This is a genomic window from Sphingomonas sp. CFBP 8765 (assembly GCF_014841445.1).
GTDB classification, from domain to species: Bacteria; Pseudomonadota; Alphaproteobacteria; order Sphingomonadales; family Sphingomonadaceae; genus Sphingomonas; species Sphingomonas aerolata.
Window position 1 is genome coordinate 195,337 of the sequence record NZ_JACYTY010000001.1, and the last position, 19,761, is coordinate 215,097.

Here is a 19,761-nt window from a genome sequence, read left to right on the forward strand (position 1 = left end):
GCCCCGCTCTCCGGTCTTACCGCAATTCCTGGATACAATAGTGACCAAGCCCCCCCTGTCTCCCGGCCTGCGCATGGCGATCGATTATGGTCCGCTGGCGATCTTCTTCGCGGTGAACTTCCTCACCCCCGGCGCACCGATCGCGCGCGTGGTCACCGCGACGACCGCGTTCATCGTCGCGACGATCGTCGCGATGATCGTCTCGAAGGTAAAGGCGGGCCATATCTCGCCGATGCTGTGGATGTCGGGTGCCCTGATCGTCGTGTTCGGCGGCCTGACGATCTATTTCCATGACCAGCGCTTTATCCAGATGAAGCCCACGATCATCTACGCGATGTTCGCCGCCATCCTGACCTTCGGGCTGGTGACCGGGCGCCCGCTGCTTCAGTCGCTGCTCGGCACCGCCTATCCAGGACTGACCGCCGAGGGCTGGCGCAAGCTCACGCGCAACTGGACCGTGTTCTTCGTGTTCATGGCAGTGTTGAACGAAGTCGTCTGGCGGAACACCACGTGGGATTTCTGGGTCGGCTTCAAGCTCTGGGGCGCGATCCCGATGACGTTGATCTTCGCCTTTGCCAACATCCCGATGCTGCTCAAGCATGGATTGCAAACGGGCGACAAGGCCGTCACCGACCTGCCGCCCGAAGGGTAATCCTTTTCCGTCATCCCGGCCAACCCGGGATGACGGTAACGGGATCGGCTCAGCCAGCGACCTTCGCGTAACGCTCGCCGACGACGTCCCAGTTCACGATATCCCACCACGCCTTCAGATAGCCCGGACGATCATTCTTGTACGTCAGGTAATAGGCGTGCTCCCAGACGTCGTTGCCGAGCAGCGGCGTACCGGGCTCCTTGGCATCGTCCATCAGCGGGTTGTCCTGGTTCGGCGTGCTCGTCACCTTCAGCTTGCCGCTGTCATCGGCGATCAGCCATGCCCAGCCCGATCCGAACTGCCCTGCACCCTTGGTGTTGAACTCGTCCTTGAGCTTGTCGAGGCTACCGAAGTCGCGATCGATCGCTTCGGCGAGCCTGCCCGACGGCGCCTGCCCCGTCTTGGCTGCCATCGTCTTCCAGAAAAAGTCGTGGTTCCAGAAACCGCCGCCATTGTTGCGCACGAGCGGTGGCTGCGACGAGATCATGCCGAGGATATCCTCGATCGACTTGCCCGCGAGCGCGGAGTCCTTCTCGACGCCCTCGTTCAGCTTGGCCGTGTATGCCGCATGATGCTTGTCGTGATGAAACTTCATCGTTTCCTGATCGATCACGGGCTCGAGCGCGTCATAGGCGTAAGGCAGCGGGGGAAGTTCGAAAGCCATCAGGAGTCTCCTCAAAGACAATGGGTGAATGGGGTCGGACGTCAAACGCCCGCGGCCCCCAAATGGTCCCCGGACGGTCGTTACACAAGCGGACCGGACGTCGATCAGCCGCTGGCGTGCAACAGCTCGTGCCGCTTGAGGGCATGTCGCAACTGATCATAGCTGAGCCCGAGCGCCTCGGCGGTAGCGCGCTGGTTGAAGCGATGCTCGGCCAGCGCGCGCGACAGCAGGTCACGCTCGAACCGGGACACGCGCGACTTGAAATCCGACGGCCCGTCCTCGCACGCGACGACCGGATCGTCGGCGTCATCCTCTGCCGCGTTACCAGTCCCGCCGGCAGACGGCGCCACCGCGGCCGGCGGCTGGATTGGCTTGCGATCCGCAGCGCCTGGCCTGTGCGGCGACTGGAACGGATCGATCTCGATCGCATCGATCGGCCCCTCATGCTCCCAGCGATAGACCGCGCGTTCGACGACGTTACGCAGCTCGCGGACATTGCCCGGCCAGTCATAGTCCGCGAGAGCAGTGCGTGCGGAGGGTCCGAACCCCTCCCACCGCTCGCGCCCGAGCTCGGACGCCATTCGTCGACCGAAATGGTCCGCCAGCACCATCACGTCACCCGCCCGCGCACGCAGCGGGGGCAGCGTGACGACCTCGAATGACAACCGATCGAGAAGGTCGGCGCGAAATTCATGCCGCATCACCTTGTCGGGCAGATGCTCGTTGGTCGCAGCCACGATCCGGACGTCGACGCGCAGCGGCCGCGACGAGCCGATCCGCGTGATCTCGCCATATTCGACGGCGCGCAGCAACCGGTCCTGCGCCGCCATCGACAGCGTGCCCAGCTCGTCGAGGAACAGGGTTCCACCATCTGCCTCCTCGAACCGCCCGACCCGTGCCTTGGTCGCACCGGTGAAGGCGCCGGCCTCATGTCCGAACAATTCTGCCTCGATCAGCGTCTCGGGCAGCGCGGCGCAGTTCATGATCACGAGCGGCTGGTCCCAACGCGGGCTCAGCCGGTGGAGTCGCTCGGCGACCAGTTCCTTGCCCGTGCCGCGTTCCCCGATCACGAGCACCGGTCGGTCGAGCGCCGCCGCGCGCGACGCACGTTCGAGCGCTCCCATGAACGCGCCGGACTGGCCGATGACCTGCGTTGTTCTCTCCATTGCCAAAGTGTGGCGGAAATTCCCAACGCATAGCAAGGAACAATCTGCGCGCTCGACGCTCAGCCGGCACAACCGCATGATTTCCGGGCTTTTCTAAAACTGGCACGACTGATGCAAAGCTTTGGACAACCCGCCCAAAGGCGGAACCAACCATCGCCTCAAAGGGGACTCATCATGATCAAGACCGACATCGTCCGCACCGTCGCAACGCTCGCCTGCACCTTCGTCGTCAGCGCCACCTTCATTCTCGCGGCGGTGGCGCCCGCGCATCAGGCGCCCGCTACGCGACACACCGCAATCGTGGCATAAGGTTCGTCCGCCGCACGAAGATCCCTGGAGTAGAATTTACATGGGCATTTTTTCCCGCACCCGCGACATCGTCGCCGCCAACTTCGCCGACCTCATCGAGAAGGCGGAAGATCCGGCCAAGATGATCCGGATGATCATCCTGGAGATGGAGGAAACGCTGGTCGAGGTCCGCGCCTCCGCCGCGCGCACCATCGCGGACCAGAAGGAGATGCGCCGCCATATCGCCAAGCTGGAACAGCTCCAGGAAAACTGGACCGAGAAGGCCGAGCTCGCGCTGAGCAAGGACCGCGAGGATCTTGCCAAGGCTGCGCTGGTCGAACGCCAGAAGGCGTCCGACATGGCCGAGCAGCTCAAGGCGGAAGTCGGCGTCCTCGAGGACGCGCTTAGTGCCTCCGAGGCGGACATCGCCAAGCTGCAGACCAAGCTGCGCGAGGCGCGGACCAAGCAGAACGCAGTTCAGACGCGGCTGGAAAGCGCGAACAACCGCACCCGGCTTCGCGAGATGTACAACGGCCCGAAGACGCACGAGGCGTTCAGCCGCTTCGACATTCTCGACCGACGTGTCGACGAGGCCGAGGGTCGCGCCGACGCGATGGGGCTCGGTGTCGTCAAGACGCTTGAGGAAGAGATTGCCGAGCTGCGCAGCAACGACAAGGTCGATGCCCAGCTCGCCGCGCTCAAGGCCCGCCTGAAGAAGGACGACTGAAATGGATTTCGAAGGACTCGTCGCCATTCTCGGCGCGCTCGTCGGGCTGCCCTGGCTGATCCTGCATTATGTCACCAAGTGGAAGACCGCACCCAAGATCACCGATGAGGACGAACGACTGCTCGACGAGATGCAGCTCCTCGCCCGCCGGCTCGAGGACCGGGTGCTGACGGTCGAGCGGATCATCGCCGCCGACAATCCCGACTGGAAGCCTGGGCTCGGCACCAGCCAGTCGTCCTATCTGTCCGATCGCCAGGCTGACCGCCCGATCGACACCCGCTTTGAACGCAACATGGATCGGAGGAACTGAAATGTCCGCCAGCCGCACCCAATTCTACCTCGACAAGCAGAACGCCAAATGGAAGGGCGTCTGCGCGGGGATCGCCGACTATACCGGGATCGATGTACTCATCGTCCGCGTCTCGGTCGTCCTGCTGACGCTGGCCGGGGGCTTTCCCTGGACACTGATCGCCTATTGGCTGGTCGCGTGGATGGGACAGCCAAAGCCGTTCGGTCTGTACGAAACACCCGACGACGCGAAGTTCTGGCAAGGCGTCCGCTCGAACCCGAAGCGCTCGACCGCAGAGGTCCGCAGCAAGTTCCGCGACATCGATCGTCGTCTCGCCGACATCGAGACGCACTATACCAGCCGCAGCAGCAGCAGCCTCGCGGCAGAGATCGACAGCCTGCGCTGAGACGCGGCGTAGACGGGGAGAATGACGATGAATTGGGGTGGACCGGGCTTCGTCGTCGCGATCATCGCGATCACGACGATGGGATGGGTGATCAACAACTGGATCCGCGCAAAGCACGGCTATGCGCTGGCGGATGAGTGGAGCGGAAAGACGCACCGGGTCGACCCGAACGACGCCCGCAAGCTGGAGCTACTGTCCGGTGAGAACGAGCGCCTGACCGGCCAGGTCTCCCGTCTCGAAGAGCGGATTGCCGTTCTTGAGCGCATCGCCACCGATCCCGCGGAGCGTACCGCCCGCGAGATCGAGGCTCTCCGCCTCCAGCCGCGATAGAGGACGCCGCCATGATCAGCCCCCTGCTCATCCCCATCCTCGGCATATCCTGCGGCCTGCTCGCGATCTTCGGCGGCGTCTTCGTGAAGCCCTGGTTCGCCTATCGGCAGCGCCGGATGGAAATCGATGCACAGCTCGTCGCTGAAAAGTCCGCACAATATGCGGCACAGAATGAACGTCTCGAACAGCGCGTGAGGGTGCTGGAACGGATCGTCACCGACCGCGGGATCGGCCTGGCGGACGAGATCGACCTGCTCCGCGACGAGCGCCCCCTAAACTAATCCGTATTCAGGAGCTGACCGATGAATCCCTTCACGATGGTCGTCTGTATCGTTTTGATCGTGGCGGTCTCCCGCGTGCTCCGGGCGCGGTACCAAGCCCAAGGATCGCTTTCCGCCCCGGCTGACACCGCCGACACGCTGCGTCTGCGCGACGAGGTGCGCCAAATGAAGGAGCGCATCCAGGTGCTCGAACGCGTCATCACCGACAACCACAAGAGCGTCGATCTCGACCGAGAGATCGAGCGGCTCCGCGACCGCTAGGAGGAGGCGGACATGACCGAACCGAACGTCTATATCACGCTCGCGCTGACCGGCCTGGTGGCGCTCGCGATGATCGTCACCGCGGGACTCGCCGGCTGGCGCGGCTGGCTGTCGATCAGGCGCCTGGAGATCGACCAAGCGCACGACACCGGCCTGCCCGTGGCGGTGTCGACTGGCGCGCGCATCGAGATCGCAGACCTGAAGGAACGCATCAAGAAGCTGGAGGCGATCGCCGCCGGGGTCGACCTGTAGCGCGGCAATCGTGTCCTGCCGCACGCGCAGCGGTTGCGGGCGAGATGACGCGGGAGTACCGCGACGCCATGCCCAAGCTAGCCGATATCCATGAGGAATATGACTTCCTCGAACCCGACGACCGCTACCGCCTTCTGATCGACCTCGGACGCGATCTCGAACCAATGCCCGATGCGCTGAAGACCGATGCGACGCTGGTTCGCGGCTGCTCGGCATCCGTGTGGGTCTATCCGATGAAGACCGACGACGGCCGGCTCCATTTCCTCGCGGACTCGAACGCCGCGATCACAAAGGGGATCATCGCGCTCGTCCTTCAAGCGGTGCAGGACCAACCGCCGGCGGCGATCGTCGCGACCGACATCGGTGCGGAACTGGCGCCGTTCGATCTCGGCAAGCAACTCAGTTCGAACCGGACGCAGGGAATTCCGAACATGATCGCGTTGATCCGCGAGACCGCCGAACGCTACGCCAGCTAGGCGGCTTTGAGGCCGTCTTCCACCCGGGAAGGGGACGGCGGAGCGGCATCACCCCCGCGCAGCGTCGTTACGATCTCGCCAACGTCGGCGCCGGCGGGGACCAGCATCCACAGATCCGGCTTGGCCGCATCGATCATCACGACCGCATTCTTGGGGCATACCCCAAGACATTTGACTTCGACCACGCCGCGGTCGGCCTTGCGGCCCTTCTTCAGCCCGAGGGCAGCGCGCAACAGCTTGGCAAGCGATGTACGGCGCTTGTCGCCGAACCCGCCTTCGAGCTTCTTCGAACATTTGCCGCAGACCAGCACGCTGCCCTGCCAGCGGCTTGCCAGCACGCGGATCACGCCGGCTTCCACGTCCGTGCATCCTCCGCGGCGCGAAGAACCTCATAGGCGGCCTGCACGCCTTGGAACCGCGTCGCGGCATCCTTGTCGCCCGGACGCACATCAGGATGATTGGCCTTGGCCATCCGCCGCCACGCGGCACGGACATCCTCGAACGTCGCATCGGGTTCGAGCTGCAGCACTTCAAGCGCGCGCATCTCGTCGCGCGACCGGCTGCCGTCGCCCGACCCCGCCCAGGCATAATGCTTCGGATCCGCATAGCCGTCCGCGGTACGCGTCTCCGCCGCCTCGCGCTCGGCGGCTTCCTCGGCGCTCAGACCTTCGAAATAATTCCAGCCGCGATTATACTCGCCCGCATGCGTCATGCAGAAATACCAGCGGTCCGGGCTGTTGGGCGATTTCGGCGCCGGGCAATTGCCGGGTTCGTTGCAGCCGTGCCGGTCGCACAATCGAACCGTCACCGCCTCGCTGCTCGAGCCATAGCCGCGCCACCGCGGAAATCCCCAATCGGGTGTTCGTGTCGTGCTTCGCGCCATAGCCGTCCGAGATAGGCGTCCCCACCGACAACGCAACCGCGTACCGCACCGCCAAACGAGGAAGCCACGCGCCCGCACCTGCGGCCGGAACCGACATTGCGCCTTGAGTCAGGAGGCGTTCATCGCCTAATGAACATGAATAAATTGTCATCTGGCATAGGGTAAAGCGTCTGCTCCGGGCGCATCCCGGCCGACGTCGCGGCGACAGGAGCCCTGGTGCAAACTCTCATTCCGAAGCTAAGCACGTGGCGGGCCGATCTTCCCGCGTCGATCGTGGTTGCCCTTGTCGCCCTGCCCCTGTGTCTGGGCGTTGCGCTAGCGTCAGGTGCGCCACTGTTCGCGGGTGTCATCGCCGGGATCGTCGGCGGCATCGCCGTCGGGCTCTTCTCAAAATCTCCCTTGTCGGTCAGCGGACCGGCTGCAGGCTTGACCGTGATCGTCCTCGCGGCGATCGAAAGCATGCCGAGCTACCAGATGTTCCTGATGGCCGTCGTGCTGGCGGGCGTGCTTCAGATCGGCTTTTCGCTAACGCGCGCGGGTATCCTCAGCGAATTCGTGCCCTCCTCGGTGATCACCGGGATGCTGGCCGCGATCGGCCTGATCCTTATCCTCAAGCAGATTCCGCACGCGGTCGGCTTCGACCGCGAGGCCGAGGGGATCTTCGAATTCTCCACCGCCAACGGCGTCAACACCTTCTCGCGAATCATCGACAGCCTGAGCGCGAGCGTGACCCCCGGTGCGATCCTGATTGCCGGGATCAGCCTGGCATTCCTGTTCTGGTGGGACGGCGCGAAACCGAAGAATGGCCCGCTCCGGTTTGTCCCCGGCCCGCTCGTCGTCGTCCTGATCGGCGTGCTCGGCAACGCGCTGCTGGGCGCGGTCAAGCCTGATTGGCAGCTCCAGGCGACACATCTCGTCCAGGTACCCGTCACGCAGAAGCTTTCCGAATTTCCCACGCTGTTCACGCTCCCGGACTTTTCCGGTATCAGCATGGGCATCGTCTGGACGACTGCGGTCACGCTCGCAATCGTCGCGAGCTTGGAGTCGCTGCTCAGCGTGAAAGCGGTCGACGAGATCGATCCGCGCCGTCGCTCCACCGACAAGAACTGGGAGTTGCTCGCGCAGGGCGGGGGTAACATCCTGTCGGGAATGATCGGCGGGCTTCCCGTCACGTCGGTGATCGTCCGATCGTCGGCCAATGTCGACGCCAAGGCGGAGAGCAAGCTTTCGACCATGCTCCACGGTTTCTGGCTGCTGATAAGCGTTGCACTGATCCCGTCGCTGCTTAACCTGATCCCGCTCTCCGCGCTTGCCGCGGTGCTGATCGCGACCGGTTACAAGCTGACCAAGCCGAAGCTGTTTCTGGAACGCTACAAGCAGGGCTGGACGCAGTTCATCCCCTTCGTCGTCACAGTCGGCGCGATCCTGTTCACCGATTTGCTCGAGGGCATCGTGATTGGCATCGTTGTCGGCTTCGTATTCGTCATTGCACGCAACTTCCGTACCGCGATCACCTTTGCCTGCGATGGCGACGACTGCCTCGTCCGTGCGCGCCGCAACCTGTATTTCATCCACAAATATGAATTGCAGAAGTCGCTGAACCGCGTGCCCGATAATACGCAGGTGCTGATCGACCTGTCGTCGACCAGTTATGTCGACCTCGACAATATCGACATCATCAACGCGTTCATCAAAGGCGCGGAATATCGCGGCATCACCGTCAGCCTGCGCGGCGATATCGCCGGCAAGCGTGCCGCGTTGATCAACGCGCCATCGAGCGAGGTTCTGTACACATGAGACGCTACAAACAATTGCTGCTCGCCAACAAGGCCTGGGTTGCAGAGCATACCGACGAAAATCCCGACTTCTTCAGCCGTCAGACGGTCGGCCAGAAGCCGGAATTCCTTTGGATCGGCTGCTCGGACAGCCGCGTCAGCCCCGAACAGATGACGATGACTCAGCCGGGCGGGATGTTCATCCACCGCAACATCGCCAACCTCGTCAACGATCACGACCTGAACCTGATGTCGGTGCTGCAATATGCGGTCGACGTGCTGAAGGTGAAGCATGTCATCGTATGCGGCCATCACGGTTGCGGCGGCATCATGGGTACGCTGCAAGGCGGGCTGGACGGCCCCGTGGACGAGTGGCTCGACACAGCGCGCGAAGTACTGCGCGATCACCGCGACGAGATCGATGCGCAGCCGACCCAGGAAGCGAAGGTCAACCGGTTCGTCGAGGTCAACGTCCGCGACCAGCTCGTTCGCCTCGCGCGTACCAAGACGGTGCAGGATGCATTCGCCAAGGGCCAAGAACTGGCGCTCCACGGCTGGGTGTACGACATGCGCGACGGCCACATCAAACCGCTGATGGAGATCGCCGCCGATACGGTTCTCGACGAGATCGGCCGGCCGGAGAAGGTGCTGGTGTGACGTCAGTCCCTCCCCCTACGGGGAGGGCAGAATCATCCCGGCATCTTGAACCGGACATTCTGGGAAAGCCCGCCGCAGCCGACACCGCCATCGGGGCGAAACGTCTTCGTATATCGGGCGCCCGCGACGGTCTGTGTGCCGGCCTTGGTGAAAACGAACGGCGGATAGCTGAGCACGGCGCGCTCGTTCAGCACCTTGCCGTCCGGCCCCACATCGAACTGTGTCCGGGTCCAGCCTTCAAATCCCCAGATGCGGGCCTCATCCGGGAACGTGCCGCCGGCCGAAAGGAATCGGGGCGGGGCATCGAGGATCGCGCACTGGCTGGCCGCCAGCCCCGACCGGTCGAACGTGGCACGTGCCGCCACCGGATCCCCCGCCTGCTGCTGTAGCGACGCCAGCCGGATCAGCGCACCGACACGCATCGGGTCGTTCGCTGCCAAACCCTTGTCGTCCGCGACCGCCTGTAACGGCGCCACACGCCGGCTTCGGCTTCTGGTCGAGTCCGCTATGAGCAGTTGCAGCGCCGATCGCGCTTGCGGATCCTGCGCATAACCGGGCTTCGACAGCAGCGGCGTGATAGCGCGGGCATAGGCACCCTGCTTCCAGCTATCGGCACTTTCGGTCTCACGCACACGGATGTCGAGCGGGAGCAGCGCGATCGGCGGGGCGCCGTTTGCCTGAGCAATAGCGAACGCCCGCTGCGCCAGCTCATGCGCCTCCTCACGACCCACGACCGCATTGCCGACGAGCTGGTACAAGGGTGGCAGCGTGGCGAGCGATGTCGGCCCCGACTTGCCCTCCGCCGCCGCGAGTGCGGCACGTTGCCCGACGATGGCGGCGGCATCCGCGCCACGTTCGCGTACCGGTATCGAAAACCCCTTGGACTCGAGCCAGGCCGCCATGTCCGCGTCGAGAAACTTGGTGATCGACGGCCGCTCGAACGCGGTCGAGCAGCGCATCTCGACGCGGATATTATAGCGGAAGAACGCGGGAAAGGACTTGGTCTGCTCGGGCGTCCATGACCAGTCGCGGACGGCACGCGCAAATTCGAGCGCCACCGCGCCACCGCCTGCGGCATAGATGGGCGAGACGCCGCGTACCACGCCGTCATTGTCGATCGTGAATTCGACGACCGCCATGTCCGCAGGCCTCAGATCGGCCTCGCCACCGCAGGCGGGTACCTCCATCTGTACCGCCGGATCAAACTCCCCCTTGCTCAACCGGCCCGCGCCGGTCATCGCCATGTACCGGCGGGCCTCTTCGCTCTTACCCGCCAACAGTGACGCGATCGCCGCATCTGACCGCGCGGAAACGTCGCGCGAATCTGTCTGCGACGTCATCCCGCCATAAAATTTGACCGCCTCAACCGCTTGCGTCCGCGCCTGTTCATACTGCCCCCGGTTCAGCGCCAGGATCGCGCGCCGCCGCGCGATCAGAGCCTTTACATCCGCATCGGCAGGCGCCGTCCGGACGAGCGCATCGACCTTCGCAAGGGCTGCATCCGCGGCGGCGGGATCGGTGAACGTCGTCGTGTCAGCTAGGGACAACAGCGCCGCGACCTTCAGCGACGCTCCGTCCGCCGCAGCGGCGGCGCTCGCAAACGAAACGCTCGCCCCCGCATAATCGAGCGCATTCTGCGCAATGAGGCCCAGATCAAAATAGGCCCGCCACCGATCCTCGGCGAGCGTCGGGTCCTTCGCAGGCAACAGCGCGAGGCCGTCGCGTGCCGCGGTCACCGCATCGTCTGCGCGATCGAGCTTGAACAGTGCCGCACTCTTGCGGATCAGCGCAATGCCCCGGCTCCGCGATCCCGGCTTGGTTCGTGCTTCAAGCGTCGTCCAGGCCGCAAGCGCAGCGGTACTGTCGCCCTTCGCATCCAGCGCCGCGGCCGCTTCGAAATCCTGCTGCACCGTGGTTGCGGGCCCCTGTGCCGCGACCTGCGCAGCGATCGCCGCCATCACGATGCCTGCACCCATCAGTCCTGCCCGGTCGATACGCATCACATCCCCCACGTCTTTCGGGCAGTCTGCATGCGATCGGGCGAGGATGCCAGAGGGTCTGTAAGCCGGGTTCTGTCCATTTCCGACCCTTCGGTCGAAAGTTGGGCGACCATTCCTCTAGGACGACGGTTGCCCGCCGCCTCAAGCAATCAACCCGGGTGACGAGCCGGAACGAAGCCCATGTGCCACCCCTATTCGATCTTGCTCCCGGTGGGGTTTGCCGTGCCGCCCCTGTTACCAGGCGCGCGGTGCGCTCTTACCGCACCCTTTCACTCTGACCGCCCCGACTTGCGCCGAGGGTTGGCCGTCTGCTCTCTGTGGCACTGTCCCTGGGGTCACCCCCGCCGGGCGTTACCCGGCACCGTCGTTCCGCGGAGCCCGGACTTTCCTCGCGGATGCCATTACAACATCCCCGCGGTCGCCCGACCCTCTGGCGCGCCGATCCCTAGTCGTCGCCCATCGGTTTGGGAAGCAGCAAAGCGAGCAGGATGCACCGGCATTCCGCATCGATCTCGCCGTCTACAAGCTCGGGGCGAAACCGGCGCTGGAACGCCATGATCGCCGCCATCCGGTTCTCCACGTCATAGCCGAACCGTTCGAGCGCGAGGCAGAAGCCGCCCTCCGTCCAGCCGGGATCCATCAGATTCTTGGTCGGCCGCGGCAGCGCAAGCCGGCGTCGCGCCAGTTCGTGCCACGGGAACAACTCGCCGGGATCGCGCTTGCGCGTCGGCGCGATGTCGGAATGACCGACGATGTTACCCCGCGTGATCTCGTGGCGGTCCTTGATCTGCGCCACCAACGGCAGCAGCGCGGCGATCTGTTCCGGCGGGAACGGGCGATAGCCGAACTCATGCCCAGGATTGACGATCTCGATGCCGATGCTCGCCGAATTGACGTCCTCGATCCCGCGCCAGTGCGATCGTCCCGCGTGCCAGGCGCGCTTGTCCTCGGCGACCATCCGCAGGACGGTACCGTCCTCCTCGATCAAATAATGCGCCGACACCTTCGCGTCCGGATCGCGCAGGCGGGCAATCGCGGACGGGCCGTCCTGCATGCCGGTATAGTGCAATACGATCATGCTGACAGGCAGCGTTCGGTCGTCGAAATTCGGTGACGGCGTCTCGATGATCGTCAAGCCAGCTTCCCCTCCAGCCGGTCCGCGCGTGCGGTCCGGATCGTGACGATCGCGACGCCGAGCATCGCAACGCCTCCGCCTGCAAGCATCAATAGCGTCAACGGGTTGCCGAAGTAATAGGCCGCGGCGAACACAGAGATAATTGGTGCGGCGAGCGTCATCGGCGTGACAACGCTAACCGAATGACGCTGCAACAGCCACGACATCGAGCCCTGGCCGATCACCGTCGATCCGATCGCGGAAAACGCCACCCAGCCGACCGTGCGGAGCGGCAGGTCAGGGATCGCGCGCATCGCTACGGGCTCGGTGATCATCGCCACGACCGCCATTACCAGGCTCCCCATCAGCCCGACCCAGGCATAGATCGTCAGGACCGGCACGCCGACGAGCCGCCGCTGGATCAGCGAGGTGATCGCCCAGATCAGGCTTGCCAGCGCGGTCAGCGCAAGACCGGCGCCCTCGCGCGCTGCCGACGGATCGAAGACCAGCAGCACCACTCCCAGGATCGACAGGCCTATCCCCAGCATCCGGGGCCAGTGGATCCGTTCGCGAAAAACGACGATCGCGAGCAGCAGCGCGAACGGGACGCCAAGCTGGCCGGCGATCGCCAAGGCGCCGATATTCGTCGCGACCGACAGCGACAGATTGATCACCAGATAGAAGATGCCGCCCGACAACAGTCCGAGCAGTGCCAGCGTCGCGGTCCGTCCCGGCACCAGCCGGAACCAGCTCGCGCAGACTGCGAACACGATGACCTGACGCAGGAACCCGGCCGTCATCGGCGCGATCTCCGTCACCGCCATCTTCACGGCGATGATGTTGAGCCCCCACAGCACGTTCATCACGACGACGATCGCAAAGTCGCGCAGGCCGAACCGATGCGTCGCTGGAGGTGCGGCCTGGATCGTCATCCCCCAACGCTTGCCGGGATCGGGCCGCGATGTAAACCGCAGCGGCACTCTATCTCGGGATCACGGCGCGGACGAGCGAAGCCGCAGATCGCCAGTGGTTGACGACGGCGTTTCGTAGAAGCCGCGATAGCGCTGGCTGGGTTCGAACAACGGGGTCTGCCCGCTCACCGTCTCCCCCGCGCCCATGACGAACAGGCCGCCGGGCCGCAACGCCCGTGCGATCGTCGAGAACACCCGCAATTTCGTCTCCGCCGTCAGGTACAACAGGACATTGCGGCACAGGACCAGGTCGAAACGTCCTGCGGGCGCCGCATCGGACACGAGATTCACGCGCCGGAACGTGACAAGCTTTACCAGCTCTGGCTTGGCGACCCAGTCCGCGCCGACACCGTCGAACCACCGCATCATCCGACGGATCGGCAACCCACGCTGAATTTCGAACTGCGTGAAACGCCCCGACCGTGCGCGGGCGATTGCGGCGCCCGACACGTCGGTCGCGATGATGTCCGGAACCGGCGCACCGGTCGTCTCGTGCCGCTCGGCGAACAACATCGCCAGTGACAGCGGCTCCTGCCCGGTCGAACATCCCGCGCACCAGATCCGGATACGATGACCGGCTGCCTCGGCATCCGCGATCGCCGCAACGAGGTGCTCGAAGACCTGCGCGTCGCGGTAGAAGGACGTTTCCTGGTTTAGTAGCGCATCGACGATATGCTCGCCGATCTCCCGATCCTTTCCGGCCAGCAACTGCGCAACCAGCTCGTCAAGGCTGCCGAGCTGGCGTTCACGCAACAGCGGCTTGAGCGCTGTATCGAGGCGCCAGGAGCGATAGGCCGCGATCTGCTGCCCCGTCCGCGCTTCCAGCAGCGCGGTCAGCACGTCGATCGTCGCCTGGGAGGCCGCCGGGGCCGGTGAGGATGACGGGGCCGTGGTCGGCATGCTCCGCCCGCGCAACGCTGACGCGCCCATCATGGACGACGCTGCGACGCGATGAGCCGCCCGATCGCCTCGGGGGGCAGTATCGCCGCAGCAACACCCGACGACACGACTGCGCCCGGCATGCCCCAGACGACCGACGTCGTCTGATCCTGAGCCACCACGCTGCCGCCGGCGTCATGGACCTGTCGCGCCCCCTCCGCACCGTCGCGGCCCATGCCGCTCAGCATGATAGCCAGCGCGCGCGCGCCAAAGACTTGGGCGACCGATCCCAGCATCGGATCGACCGAGGGCAGGCAACCGCTGCTGACGACGCCCTGCCTGAGGCGGATCGCGGCACCGCCGTCGCTCAGCCGCACGCAGGTCATGTGGGCGTCGCCGGGGGCGATGAACAGGCGGCCGGGGCGGATCCGCAGGCGGTCGGTCGCGACGTCGCACGGCCGGCCGGACAGGACCGTGAGTTGTGCCGCGAAATACGGCATGAACGACGCGGGCAAATGTTGCGTGATCAGGATCGGCAGCTGGAACGTGGCGGGCAACTCACGCAGCAACTGGCTCAGCGCGTGGATCCCGCCGGTCGATGCACCGATCGCGACGATGTCATAGGCGTCGCCGGCCGCGACGGAACGGCCCTGATCCGCAGCACCCCGGCCGCACAGCGGCTCAACCGCGGCCGTGACGTTGCGCGCGCTTCTCAGTCCCGACGCGCGGGTAGGCACGATCGCGGCCGGGGCTTCGCACAGGCGTTCGAGCTTTTCGACCAGTGCGGTTGCAAAGCGGCCAGACATGCCGCTGGCGCCCGGCTTCACCAACGTTTCCGCCGCCCCGAGCGCGAGCGCCTGGACCGCGGCCGCACCGCCCTCATCGGCGGAGGAGGAGACGATCAGGATCTTGGCACCCTGTCCCGCGGCAATCAGGTCCGGCAGCGCGGTCAGCCCATCGACCCCCGGCATTTCGATATCGAGCAGGATGAAATCGACCTCGGCAGAGCGCAGGAACTTGAGTGCGGCTCCCGCATTGGCGACCGCACCGACGACGGTAAACTGCGCGCTCGCGTCGATCAGCCGTGCCATCACCGCGCGGGCGACGACCGAATCATCGACGATCAGGACGCGCGCGGCGGCGGACGAAGGCGACCGCGGCAGCGGTGGAAGGGGCAGCGAGGCGGCCACGGTGTCGTAAGACCCGCTCAGGCCATGCCGACGATTTGCAACTTCGATGCGAGGGTTTCGCGGTCGAACGGCTTCATGACATATTCGTCGGCGCCCGCCTCGATCGCGGCGCGGATATAGGCCATGCCGTTCTCGGTCGTGCAGAAGACGACCTTGGGACGCTGCGTGATATCGCTGTCGCGCAACGCCCGCAGGAAATCCATGCCGCTCATGACGGGCATGTTCCAGTCGAGGAGGATGACGTCCGGAACCGACTCCAGACAGCACTGGAGCGCCTCCTGGCCGTCACATGCCTCGCGAACGGTAAAATCAAGCGTTTCGAGGATGTGACGCGCGACCTTGCGGATCACCTTCGAATCATCAACGACAAGACAGGTCTTCATGGAAAGCCTTCCGGGGTGATCATGGCGCCCGCCTTAGCCGGCAAAGCGTAAGCACCGGGTTAAGCGCGCGCGAGTTGGCCGCCGTTCAGGCGACGAGCGCGGGCAAGGACGACGGCACCACCGCGGCCAAGTCGAGCACCAGCATCGGCTCGCCATCGCGATCGACCAGCCCCGACGCCGCCGCCGCCCAGCCGTGGTTGAGCGCGAGCCCCGACGACAGCGGCAGCCGCTCGAACGGCGCGACATCCTCGAGCGAGTCGACCAGGATCGCATAGTCATGCCCGTCGACCTGCGTGATGACTGCCCGCCTGGCGGTTTCGGGCGTCGGCGCGAGCCCCAGTGCAGTGCCGGTATCGATCACCGTCACGACCCGACTGCGAAGCGCGGTCAGCCCGCGGATCGCCGCCTCAGCCTGCGGCACCGCGACGACATCGCCGATATCGACGACCGAGCCGACCTGTTCTGCCGGAATCGCGACGCCGCGCCCGGCGATATGCGCTATCAGAAACAATTCCATCAGCGCGCTCCCCCACTCGTCACGGCGCGAATATACGGTGCTGTATCCCCTTGTAGCGCGCCGGCCTGCGCCGCGACCCGCCGCGCGAGTTCCTCGATCAGGGCCGGACGGTCATAGCGATAGATGCTGTGGTCCTGCGCACCCGAGCCCTCCCGATTGCGGCGCAGCGTGACGATCGGTGCGGCGACCGCCTCGACCGGTCCATCCTCCATCGCCAGCGCGACCGCAGGCGTCTCGCCCGCGGCGAGGCGTGTCACACACCGATAGCCCGACGCCTCGAGCGCGGGTTTGAGGAACGTCTCCATCCACCCGCTGCTGTCGCTCTGCAACAGGCAGACCGGGCGCGAGGCGCGCCGGACCGGCTCGCCCGCGAACAACGCGTGCGGATCGATCAGCTCGACCTGCTCACCGCCGATGATCACGACGCCCGCGATCGGCCCGCCGCCATGCGCCGGGGCCATTTCGGGCGGCAATTCGACGATCTCGATCGCCTCCGCGATCGCATAGGCCATCTCGCTATCGCCATCGGTCAGACGGAGTACCGCGACTTCTTCGCGGTCGCCAATCGTGCCGACCGAATGCAACGGCACGATCGCCCCGCCGATCGCGAGACGCAACGCGCCCGCCGTAAAGCTGATCGCCGACGTCGCCACCGGTTCGACCCGGTCGATCACCGCCAGCGCGATCACGCGGCGCTTTCCGTCCAGATCGTCGAACAGCAGCGCCTGTACGCCGGCCACGCTGTCCGCCGCCGCCTCGTCGTGCGCGACCGCGAGGGCGGAAAACCGCAGCCCCGCGACATGCGCGATCCCCCCTCCGTCGAGCAGCAGCATCGGCAGGCCGCTGTCGGGCAGCGTCTGGCCGGCATAGACGCCGGTCGCCATCACGTGCGGCGAGGCAGGTTTGACGACCAGTTCCTCCGCGTCGAGCACATCGTCGACGCCGAGCGCATAGTCGCCTTCGCGGGTCGACACGATCACGAGCGTGCCCGGGTCATGGTCGCCCAGCCCGAACAGCGCGGCCAACGAGACCAGCGGCATCCGCCGTCCCCTGACCGCGACGGCCGATGCATCTCCGATCGTGTCGATCCGCACCTGCGTTCCACGGACCCTGACGATCTCCTCGATCGACTGCCGCGCCAGCGCGAAACGCTGCGTCCCCACGCTGACGATGATCGTCGACAGGATCGACAGCGTCAGCGGCACGTGAATGACGATCCGAAGCCCGCGGCCGGGCATGTTGCACAGCGCGATGCGCCCGCCGATATGCTCGATATTGGCGCGCACGACATCCATACCGACGCCGCGTCCAGAGACTGTCGTGACCGTGTCGCGGCTCGACAGTCCCGCTTCGAACACGAGATCGAGTTTTGCGTCCTCATCCATCGCGCCGATCTGCGCTTCGGTACGCAGGGCCTGGTCCTTGGCCTTGCTGACGATCCGCGCAACGTCGATGCCACGTCCGTCGTCGCTGATCTCGATGAGGATCTGGTTGCCCGACTGGCGTGCGGACACGACGAGTCGCCCCGTCGCGGGCTTGCCCGCGGCCAGACGGTCGGCCGGCGACTCGATCCCGTGATCGACGGCGTTGCGGATGATATGTGCCAGCGGATCGCGAATCAGCTCGATCAGCTCGCGGTCGAGCTCGACGTCAGAGCCCTCGATCACCAGGTTGACCGCCTTGCCCAGTTCCGCGCTGGTATCGCGGACCATGCGCGGCAGCGCCGAGAACAGCGCATCGATCTTCTGCATCCGGGTCCGCGTCACCGTGTCTCGCATGTCGGCGACGGTCAGCGAGAGCCGTTCGAGCGCAGCATCAACATGCGGATCGCTGACGTTATCTCGCAATCGCCGCGCCAGTTCGTTGCGCGCGAGCACCATGTCGGACATGCCGCTCATCATCCGGTCGAGCAGATCGACGTTCAGACGGACACTGCGGCTGCTGGCCCGCACGGTTGCGACATGCACGGGCACGGCCGCCGGCGTGGCGTCCTCCGCCAGCGCCGTGATCAGCAGTTCCTCGCTTGCATCATCCAGCGCCGCGCCGGCATCGATCGCCTCGACGATCTCGCCGATCCGGTCGACGATCGCGAGCACGGCATTCACCAGCGCGGTGTCGGGCACGCGCTTGTTGTCCCGAACCGCCGCAAGCACGTCTTCAGCGGCATGGCTCAGCCGGGCCAGCCGGGGGATGTCGAGAAACCCGCAGCTGCCCTTCACCGTGTGAACGAAGCGGAAGATTGCGTCGAGCCGCGCGCGATCCGTCGGCGCCGCCTCCCAGGCGACAATCTCGCCCGACAGCGCCTCCAGCGTCTCGCGCGTCTCGGCTATGAATTCCTGTAGAAGATCGTCCATGCGGGCCCCGGAACGCGTGCGTCGGGCCCGTCATGACGAACAGGGGTTAAGGCTGCGTTAGGATCGCTCCTCCCCCACCGCACCACCGTATCCAGCCAAGTTATCGCGCGTTGAACACCGCACCGAAGATCATGACGCCGTCGGACGGTTCAAAGATCTGCATGCTGCCCCCGCTCTCGGCGACGAGCGTGTGCACCATATAAGCGGCGGCCGCGCGCGGCGTTACCGCCGTATCGCCAGGACCGTCGACCAGCGTCCGACGAATTTCGGGGTCCAGGACGAGCCGCGGCCCCTCGACCTTCACGACCACCTCGAGATGGCCGGCATTGTCCTCGCCGCCAATCTCCATCCGGCCGCCACGCACCAGCGATTCGCTGCCGATCAGCACCAAATTGAGCAGGACCTTGATCGCCGCCTTGGGCATCGTTTCCTCGTCCACGAGCCAGGCGAGCTCGATCCGCTTGTTCTCGGCGATGAGCCCTTCGATCGCGGACTTGGCCTCGCGGGTTGCGACCTCCTCGCCGAAGCCCCCCGCAGCACCGAAGGCCAGGCGAAAGAATTTCAGCTTGCTCGCCGATGCGCGTGCGCTGTCCGCCAGCAGCTCCATGCACCGCGCACGCATTGCCGGATCGGTTTCGTCTGCCAGCAGTTCGAGCCCGTTGTTGAGCGCGCCGACCGGCGACAGCAGGTCGTGACACAGCCGCGAACACAACAGGCTGGCAAAATCGACCGGGCTGACAGTCATGAATATCCTCTCGAAAACATGTGCCGTTCTGACCTCGCCACGATTAGCTGGCAAGCGGCAAGGCGCATAGGCGGCGCTTCACACTCGATGCTCGACGGATCACGTCAATTCAGCACAATGGCAACCTCGGCAAATGCGTTGGGGGCGTGAGAGCGCCAAGCGCGGGCTTGCCTGCCGCCAATGATCAGCCAGATCGCTCCGTCGCCCATCGCCTGCGCGGCGTCGCGCGGCGACGGCACGGGTTTGCCCGTGGGATGCGAGTGGTAATGGCCGATGACCGCGGGGCCGCCGTGGCGCGCGCGACGATGCGCGGCCAGCAGCGCTGCAGGATCGATTTCGAAGCTGTGGGCGGGATGGTCCGCGACATTCTCGCAAGGCTCTGCCGTCGCGATGGCATCCGGCGTACCGAACAGCACTCCACAAACCTCCTCCGCCGGCGATGCCGCCGCCCATGCCAGGATCCGATCGAGGACGCTGCTTGAAATCGTAACGCTCATCGCC

26 protein-coding genes and 1 other RNA gene are annotated in these 19,761 nt (G+C 65.3%); 12 read left to right on the forward strand and 15 right to left on the reverse strand.

Annotated features, from left to right (window positions below; translation table 11 throughout):
• Positions 1–40 precede the first annotated feature (40 nt).
• Positions 41–652: a septation protein A gene (locus IFT87_RS00880; RefSeq protein ID WP_268745756.1), complete on the forward strand. Its 612-nt coding sequence runs from the start codon at positions 41–43 to the stop codon at positions 650–652.
• A 49-nt stretch (positions 653–701) separates the two neighbouring features.
• Here IFT87_RS00880 and IFT87_RS00885 read toward each other — a convergent pair whose 3' ends face one another.
• Both IFT87_RS00885 and pspF read right to left on the reverse strand, forming a co-directional pair.
• Positions 702–1,316, reverse strand: a complete 615-nt coding sequence (locus IFT87_RS00885; RefSeq protein ID WP_031439664.1) for a superoxide dismutase — start codon at positions 1,314–1,316, stop codon at positions 702–704.
• 104 nt (positions 1,317–1,420) lie between these two features.
• Positions 1,421–2,482 (reverse strand): phage shock protein operon transcriptional activator, encoded by a 1,062-nt coding sequence (gene pspF, locus IFT87_RS00890; protein ID WP_031439665.1) that lies wholly within the window; start codon positions 2,480–2,482, stop codon positions 1,421–1,423.
• A 174-nt stretch (positions 2,483–2,656) separates the two neighbouring features.
• Here pspF and IFT87_RS20670 point away from each other — a divergent pair, with 174 nt between their 5' ends.
• From IFT87_RS20670 to IFT87_RS00930, 9 genes are all read left to right on the forward strand, one after another.
• Positions 2,657–2,791, forward strand: coding sequence for a hypothetical protein (locus IFT87_RS20670; RefSeq protein ID WP_260171278.1), 135 nt, complete (start codon positions 2,657–2,659; stop codon positions 2,789–2,791).
• A gap of 40 nt (positions 2,792–2,831) precedes the next feature.
• The gene (gene pspA, locus IFT87_RS00895; protein WP_031439666.1) at positions 2,832–3,497 is read left to right on the forward strand and encodes a phage shock protein PspA; all 666 of its coding nucleotides are present in this window, start codon (positions 2,832–2,834) and stop codon (positions 3,495–3,497) included.
• 1 nt (position 3,498) lies between these two features.
• Positions 3,499–3,807: an envelope stress response membrane protein PspB gene (gene pspB / locus IFT87_RS00900; RefSeq protein WP_037528521.1), complete on the forward strand. Its 309-nt coding sequence runs from the start codon at positions 3,499–3,501 to the stop codon at positions 3,805–3,807.
• A 1-nt stretch (position 3,808) separates the two neighbouring features.
• Positions 3,809–4,192 carry an envelope stress response membrane protein PspC gene (gene pspC, locus IFT87_RS00905; RefSeq protein ID WP_031396336.1) on the forward strand — a complete coding sequence of 128 codons (384 nt, stop codon included), beginning with the start codon at positions 3,809–3,811 and terminating at the stop codon, positions 4,190–4,192.
• A gap of 27 nt (positions 4,193–4,219) precedes the next feature.
• The gene (locus tag IFT87_RS00910; protein WP_031439667.1) at positions 4,220–4,522 is read left to right on the forward strand and encodes a hypothetical protein; all 303 of its coding nucleotides are present in this window, start codon (positions 4,220–4,222) and stop codon (positions 4,520–4,522) included.
• An 11-nt stretch (positions 4,523–4,533) separates the two neighbouring features.
• Positions 4,534–4,803 (forward strand): hypothetical protein, encoded by a 270-nt coding sequence (locus IFT87_RS00915; RefSeq protein WP_031396338.1) that lies wholly within the window; start codon positions 4,534–4,536, stop codon positions 4,801–4,803.
• A 21-nt stretch (positions 4,804–4,824) separates the two neighbouring features.
• The gene (locus tag IFT87_RS00920) at positions 4,825–5,064 is read left to right on the forward strand and encodes a hypothetical protein (protein ID WP_031439668.1); all 240 of its coding nucleotides are present in this window, start codon (positions 4,825–4,827) and stop codon (positions 5,062–5,064) included.
• A gap of 12 nt (positions 5,065–5,076) precedes the next feature.
• A complete protein-coding gene (locus IFT87_RS00925) occupies positions 5,077–5,316 on the forward strand; it encodes a hypothetical protein (RefSeq protein ID WP_031396340.1) in 240 nt (79 codons plus the stop codon).
• 68 nt (positions 5,317–5,384) lie between these two features.
• A complete protein-coding gene (locus IFT87_RS00930) occupies positions 5,385–5,792 on the forward strand; it encodes a SufE family protein (protein ID WP_081874150.1) in 408 nt (135 codons plus the stop codon).
• On the opposite strand, the gene IFT87_RS00935 is transcribed toward IFT87_RS00930, so the two are convergent.
• Together IFT87_RS00935 and IFT87_RS00940 are read right to left on the reverse strand one after the other, a co-directional pair.
• Positions 5,789–6,151 (reverse strand): (2Fe-2S) ferredoxin domain-containing protein, encoded by a 363-nt coding sequence (locus tag IFT87_RS00935; protein ID WP_342211109.1) that lies wholly within the window; start codon positions 6,149–6,151, stop codon positions 5,789–5,791. The genes IFT87_RS00930 and IFT87_RS00935 overlap by 4 nt on opposite strands.
• On the reverse strand, positions 6,136–6,675 hold the full coding sequence (locus tag IFT87_RS00940; RefSeq protein WP_031439670.1) for a J domain-containing protein: 540 nt from the start codon (positions 6,673–6,675) through the stop codon (positions 6,136–6,138). The genes IFT87_RS00935 and IFT87_RS00940 overlap by 16 nt, the downstream gene beginning before the upstream one ends.
• 216 nt (positions 6,676–6,891) lie before the next feature.
• Here IFT87_RS00940 and IFT87_RS00945 point away from each other — a divergent pair, with 216 nt between their 5' ends.
• Positions 6,892–8,472, forward strand: a complete 1,581-nt coding sequence (locus IFT87_RS00945) for a SulP family inorganic anion transporter (RefSeq protein ID WP_051916675.1) — start codon at positions 6,892–6,894, stop codon at positions 8,470–8,472.
• Complete coding sequence (locus IFT87_RS00950; protein ID WP_031439672.1) at positions 8,469–9,107, forward strand: carbonic anhydrase; 639 nt, start codon at positions 8,469–8,471, stop codon at positions 9,105–9,107. The genes IFT87_RS00945 and IFT87_RS00950 overlap by 4 nt, the downstream gene beginning before the upstream one ends.
• Before the next feature lie 32 nt (positions 9,108–9,139).
• On the opposite strand, the gene IFT87_RS00955 is transcribed toward IFT87_RS00950, so the two are convergent.
• The 11 genes from IFT87_RS00955 to IFT87_RS01005 form a co-directional block, all read right to left on the reverse strand.
• Positions 9,140–11,107, reverse strand: coding sequence for a hypothetical protein (locus IFT87_RS00955; protein ID WP_192007208.1), 1,968 nt, complete (start codon positions 11,105–11,107; stop codon positions 9,140–9,142).
• A gap of 45 nt (positions 11,108–11,152) precedes the next feature.
• Positions 11,153–11,541, reverse strand: an RNA gene (gene rnpB / locus IFT87_RS00960) — RNase P RNA component class A.
• Positions 11,542–11,552: 11 nt separating this feature from the next.
• Positions 11,553–12,185: an N-acetylmuramoyl-L-alanine amidase gene (locus IFT87_RS00965; protein WP_081874152.1), complete on the reverse strand. Its 633-nt coding sequence runs from the start codon at positions 12,183–12,185 to the stop codon at positions 11,553–11,555.
• Between the two features lie 53 nt (positions 12,186–12,238).
• Positions 12,239–13,153 carry a DMT family transporter gene (locus IFT87_RS00970; RefSeq protein WP_031439674.1) on the reverse strand — a complete coding sequence of 305 codons (915 nt, stop codon included), beginning with the start codon at positions 13,151–13,153 and terminating at the stop codon, positions 12,239–12,241.
• Between the two features lie 60 nt (positions 13,154–13,213).
• Complete coding sequence (locus IFT87_RS00975) at positions 13,214–14,092, reverse strand: CheR family methyltransferase (protein ID WP_235188288.1); 879 nt, start codon at positions 14,090–14,092, stop codon at positions 13,214–13,216.
• Between the two features lie 29 nt (positions 14,093–14,121).
• Positions 14,122–15,261 carry a chemotaxis-specific protein-glutamate methyltransferase CheB gene (gene cheB, locus IFT87_RS00980; RefSeq protein ID WP_342211110.1) on the reverse strand — a complete coding sequence of 380 codons (1,140 nt, stop codon included), beginning with the start codon at positions 15,259–15,261 and terminating at the stop codon, positions 14,122–14,124.
• Between the two features lie 17 nt (positions 15,262–15,278).
• Entirely contained in the window at positions 15,279–15,644 is a 366-nt protein-coding gene (locus tag IFT87_RS00985; protein WP_031396352.1) for a response regulator, read from the reverse strand.
• An 85-nt stretch (positions 15,645–15,729) separates the two neighbouring features.
• Positions 15,730–16,161 carry a chemotaxis protein CheW gene (locus IFT87_RS00990; RefSeq protein WP_031396353.1) on the reverse strand — a complete coding sequence of 144 codons (432 nt, stop codon included), beginning with the start codon at positions 16,159–16,161 and terminating at the stop codon, positions 15,730–15,732.
• Entirely contained in the window at positions 16,161–18,515 is a 2,355-nt protein-coding gene (locus IFT87_RS00995; RefSeq protein ID WP_084215045.1) for a chemotaxis protein CheA, read from the reverse strand. The genes IFT87_RS00990 and IFT87_RS00995 overlap by 1 nt, the downstream gene beginning before the upstream one ends.
• Positions 18,516–18,615: 100 nt before the next feature.
• Positions 18,616–19,260, reverse strand: coding sequence for a histidine phosphotransferase family protein (locus IFT87_RS01000; RefSeq protein ID WP_037528527.1), 645 nt, complete (start codon positions 19,258–19,260; stop codon positions 18,616–18,618).
• Between the two features lie 104 nt (positions 19,261–19,364).
• Complete coding sequence (locus tag IFT87_RS01005) at positions 19,365–19,757, reverse strand: Mov34/MPN/PAD-1 family protein (protein WP_037528540.1); 393 nt, start codon at positions 19,755–19,757, stop codon at positions 19,365–19,367.
• Positions 19,758–19,761 lie beyond the last annotated feature (4 nt).

What these genes read in the sequence shown, in the direction of transcription:
- IFT87_RS00885 (WP_031439664.1), bottom strand. Translation starts at nt 1,316, where the DNA reads ATGGCTTTCGAACTTCCCCCGCTGCCTTACGCCTATGACGCGCTCGAG.
- pspF (WP_031439665.1), bottom strand. Translation starts at nt 2,482, where the DNA reads ATGGAGAGAACAACGCAGGTCATCGGCCAGTCCGGCGCGTTCATGGGA.
- IFT87_RS20670 (WP_260171278.1), top strand. Translation starts at nt 2,657, where the DNA reads ATGATCAAGACCGACATCGTCCGCACCGTCGCAACGCTCGCCTGCACC.
- pspA (WP_031439666.1), top strand. Translation starts at nt 2,832, where the DNA reads ATGGGCATTTTTTCCCGCACCCGCGACATCGTCGCCGCCAACTTCGCC.
- pspB (WP_037528521.1), top strand. Translation starts at nt 3,499, where the DNA reads ATGGATTTCGAAGGACTCGTCGCCATTCTCGGCGCGCTCGTCGGGCTG.
- pspC (WP_031396336.1), top strand. Translation starts at nt 3,809, where the DNA reads ATGTCCGCCAGCCGCACCCAATTCTACCTCGACAAGCAGAACGCCAAA.
- IFT87_RS00910 (WP_031439667.1), top strand. Translation starts at nt 4,220, where the DNA reads ATGAATTGGGGTGGACCGGGCTTCGTCGTCGCGATCATCGCGATCACG.
- IFT87_RS00915 (WP_031396338.1), top strand. Translation starts at nt 4,534, where the DNA reads ATGATCAGCCCCCTGCTCATCCCCATCCTCGGCATATCCTGCGGCCTG.
- IFT87_RS00920 (WP_031439668.1), top strand. Translation starts at nt 4,825, where the DNA reads ATGAATCCCTTCACGATGGTCGTCTGTATCGTTTTGATCGTGGCGGTC.
- IFT87_RS00925 (WP_031396340.1), top strand. Translation starts at nt 5,077, where the DNA reads ATGACCGAACCGAACGTCTATATCACGCTCGCGCTGACCGGCCTGGTG.
- IFT87_RS00930 (WP_081874150.1), top strand. Translation starts at nt 5,385, where the DNA reads ATGCCCAAGCTAGCCGATATCCATGAGGAATATGACTTCCTCGAACCC.
- IFT87_RS00940 (WP_031439670.1), bottom strand. Translation starts at nt 6,675, where the DNA reads ATGGCGCGAAGCACGACACGAACACCCGATTGGGGATTTCCGCGGTGG.
- IFT87_RS00950 (WP_031439672.1), top strand. Translation starts at nt 8,469, where the DNA reads ATGAGACGCTACAAACAATTGCTGCTCGCCAACAAGGCCTGGGTTGCA.
- IFT87_RS00955 (WP_192007208.1), bottom strand. Translation starts at nt 11,107, where the DNA reads ATGCGTATCGACCGGGCAGGACTGATGGGTGCAGGCATCGTGATGGCG.
- IFT87_RS00965 (WP_081874152.1), bottom strand. Translation starts at nt 12,185, where the DNA reads ATGATCGTATTGCACTATACCGGCATGCAGGACGGCCCGTCCGCGATT.
- IFT87_RS00970 (WP_031439674.1), bottom strand. Translation starts at nt 13,153, where the DNA reads ATGACGATCCAGGCCGCACCTCCAGCGACGCATCGGTTCGGCCTGCGC.
- IFT87_RS00975 (WP_235188288.1), bottom strand. Translation starts at nt 14,092, where the DNA reads ATGCCGACCACGGCCCCGTCATCCTCACCGGCCCCGGCGGCCTCCCAG.
- IFT87_RS00985 (WP_031396352.1), bottom strand. Translation starts at nt 15,644, where the DNA reads ATGAAGACCTGTCTTGTCGTTGATGATTCGAAGGTGATCCGCAAGGTC.
- IFT87_RS00990 (WP_031396353.1), bottom strand. Translation starts at nt 16,161, where the DNA reads ATGGAATTGTTTCTGATAGCGCATATCGCCGGGCGCGGCGTCGCGATT.
- IFT87_RS00995 (WP_084215045.1), bottom strand. Translation starts at nt 18,515, where the DNA reads ATGGACGATCTTCTACAGGAATTCATAGCCGAGACGCGCGAGACGCTG.
- IFT87_RS01000 (WP_037528527.1), bottom strand. Translation starts at nt 19,260, where the DNA reads ATGACTGTCAGCCCGGTCGATTTTGCCAGCCTGTTGTGTTCGCGGCTG.
- IFT87_RS01005 (WP_037528540.1), bottom strand. Translation starts at nt 19,757, where the DNA reads ATGAGCGTTACGATTTCAAGCAGCGTCCTCGATCGGATCCTGGCATGG.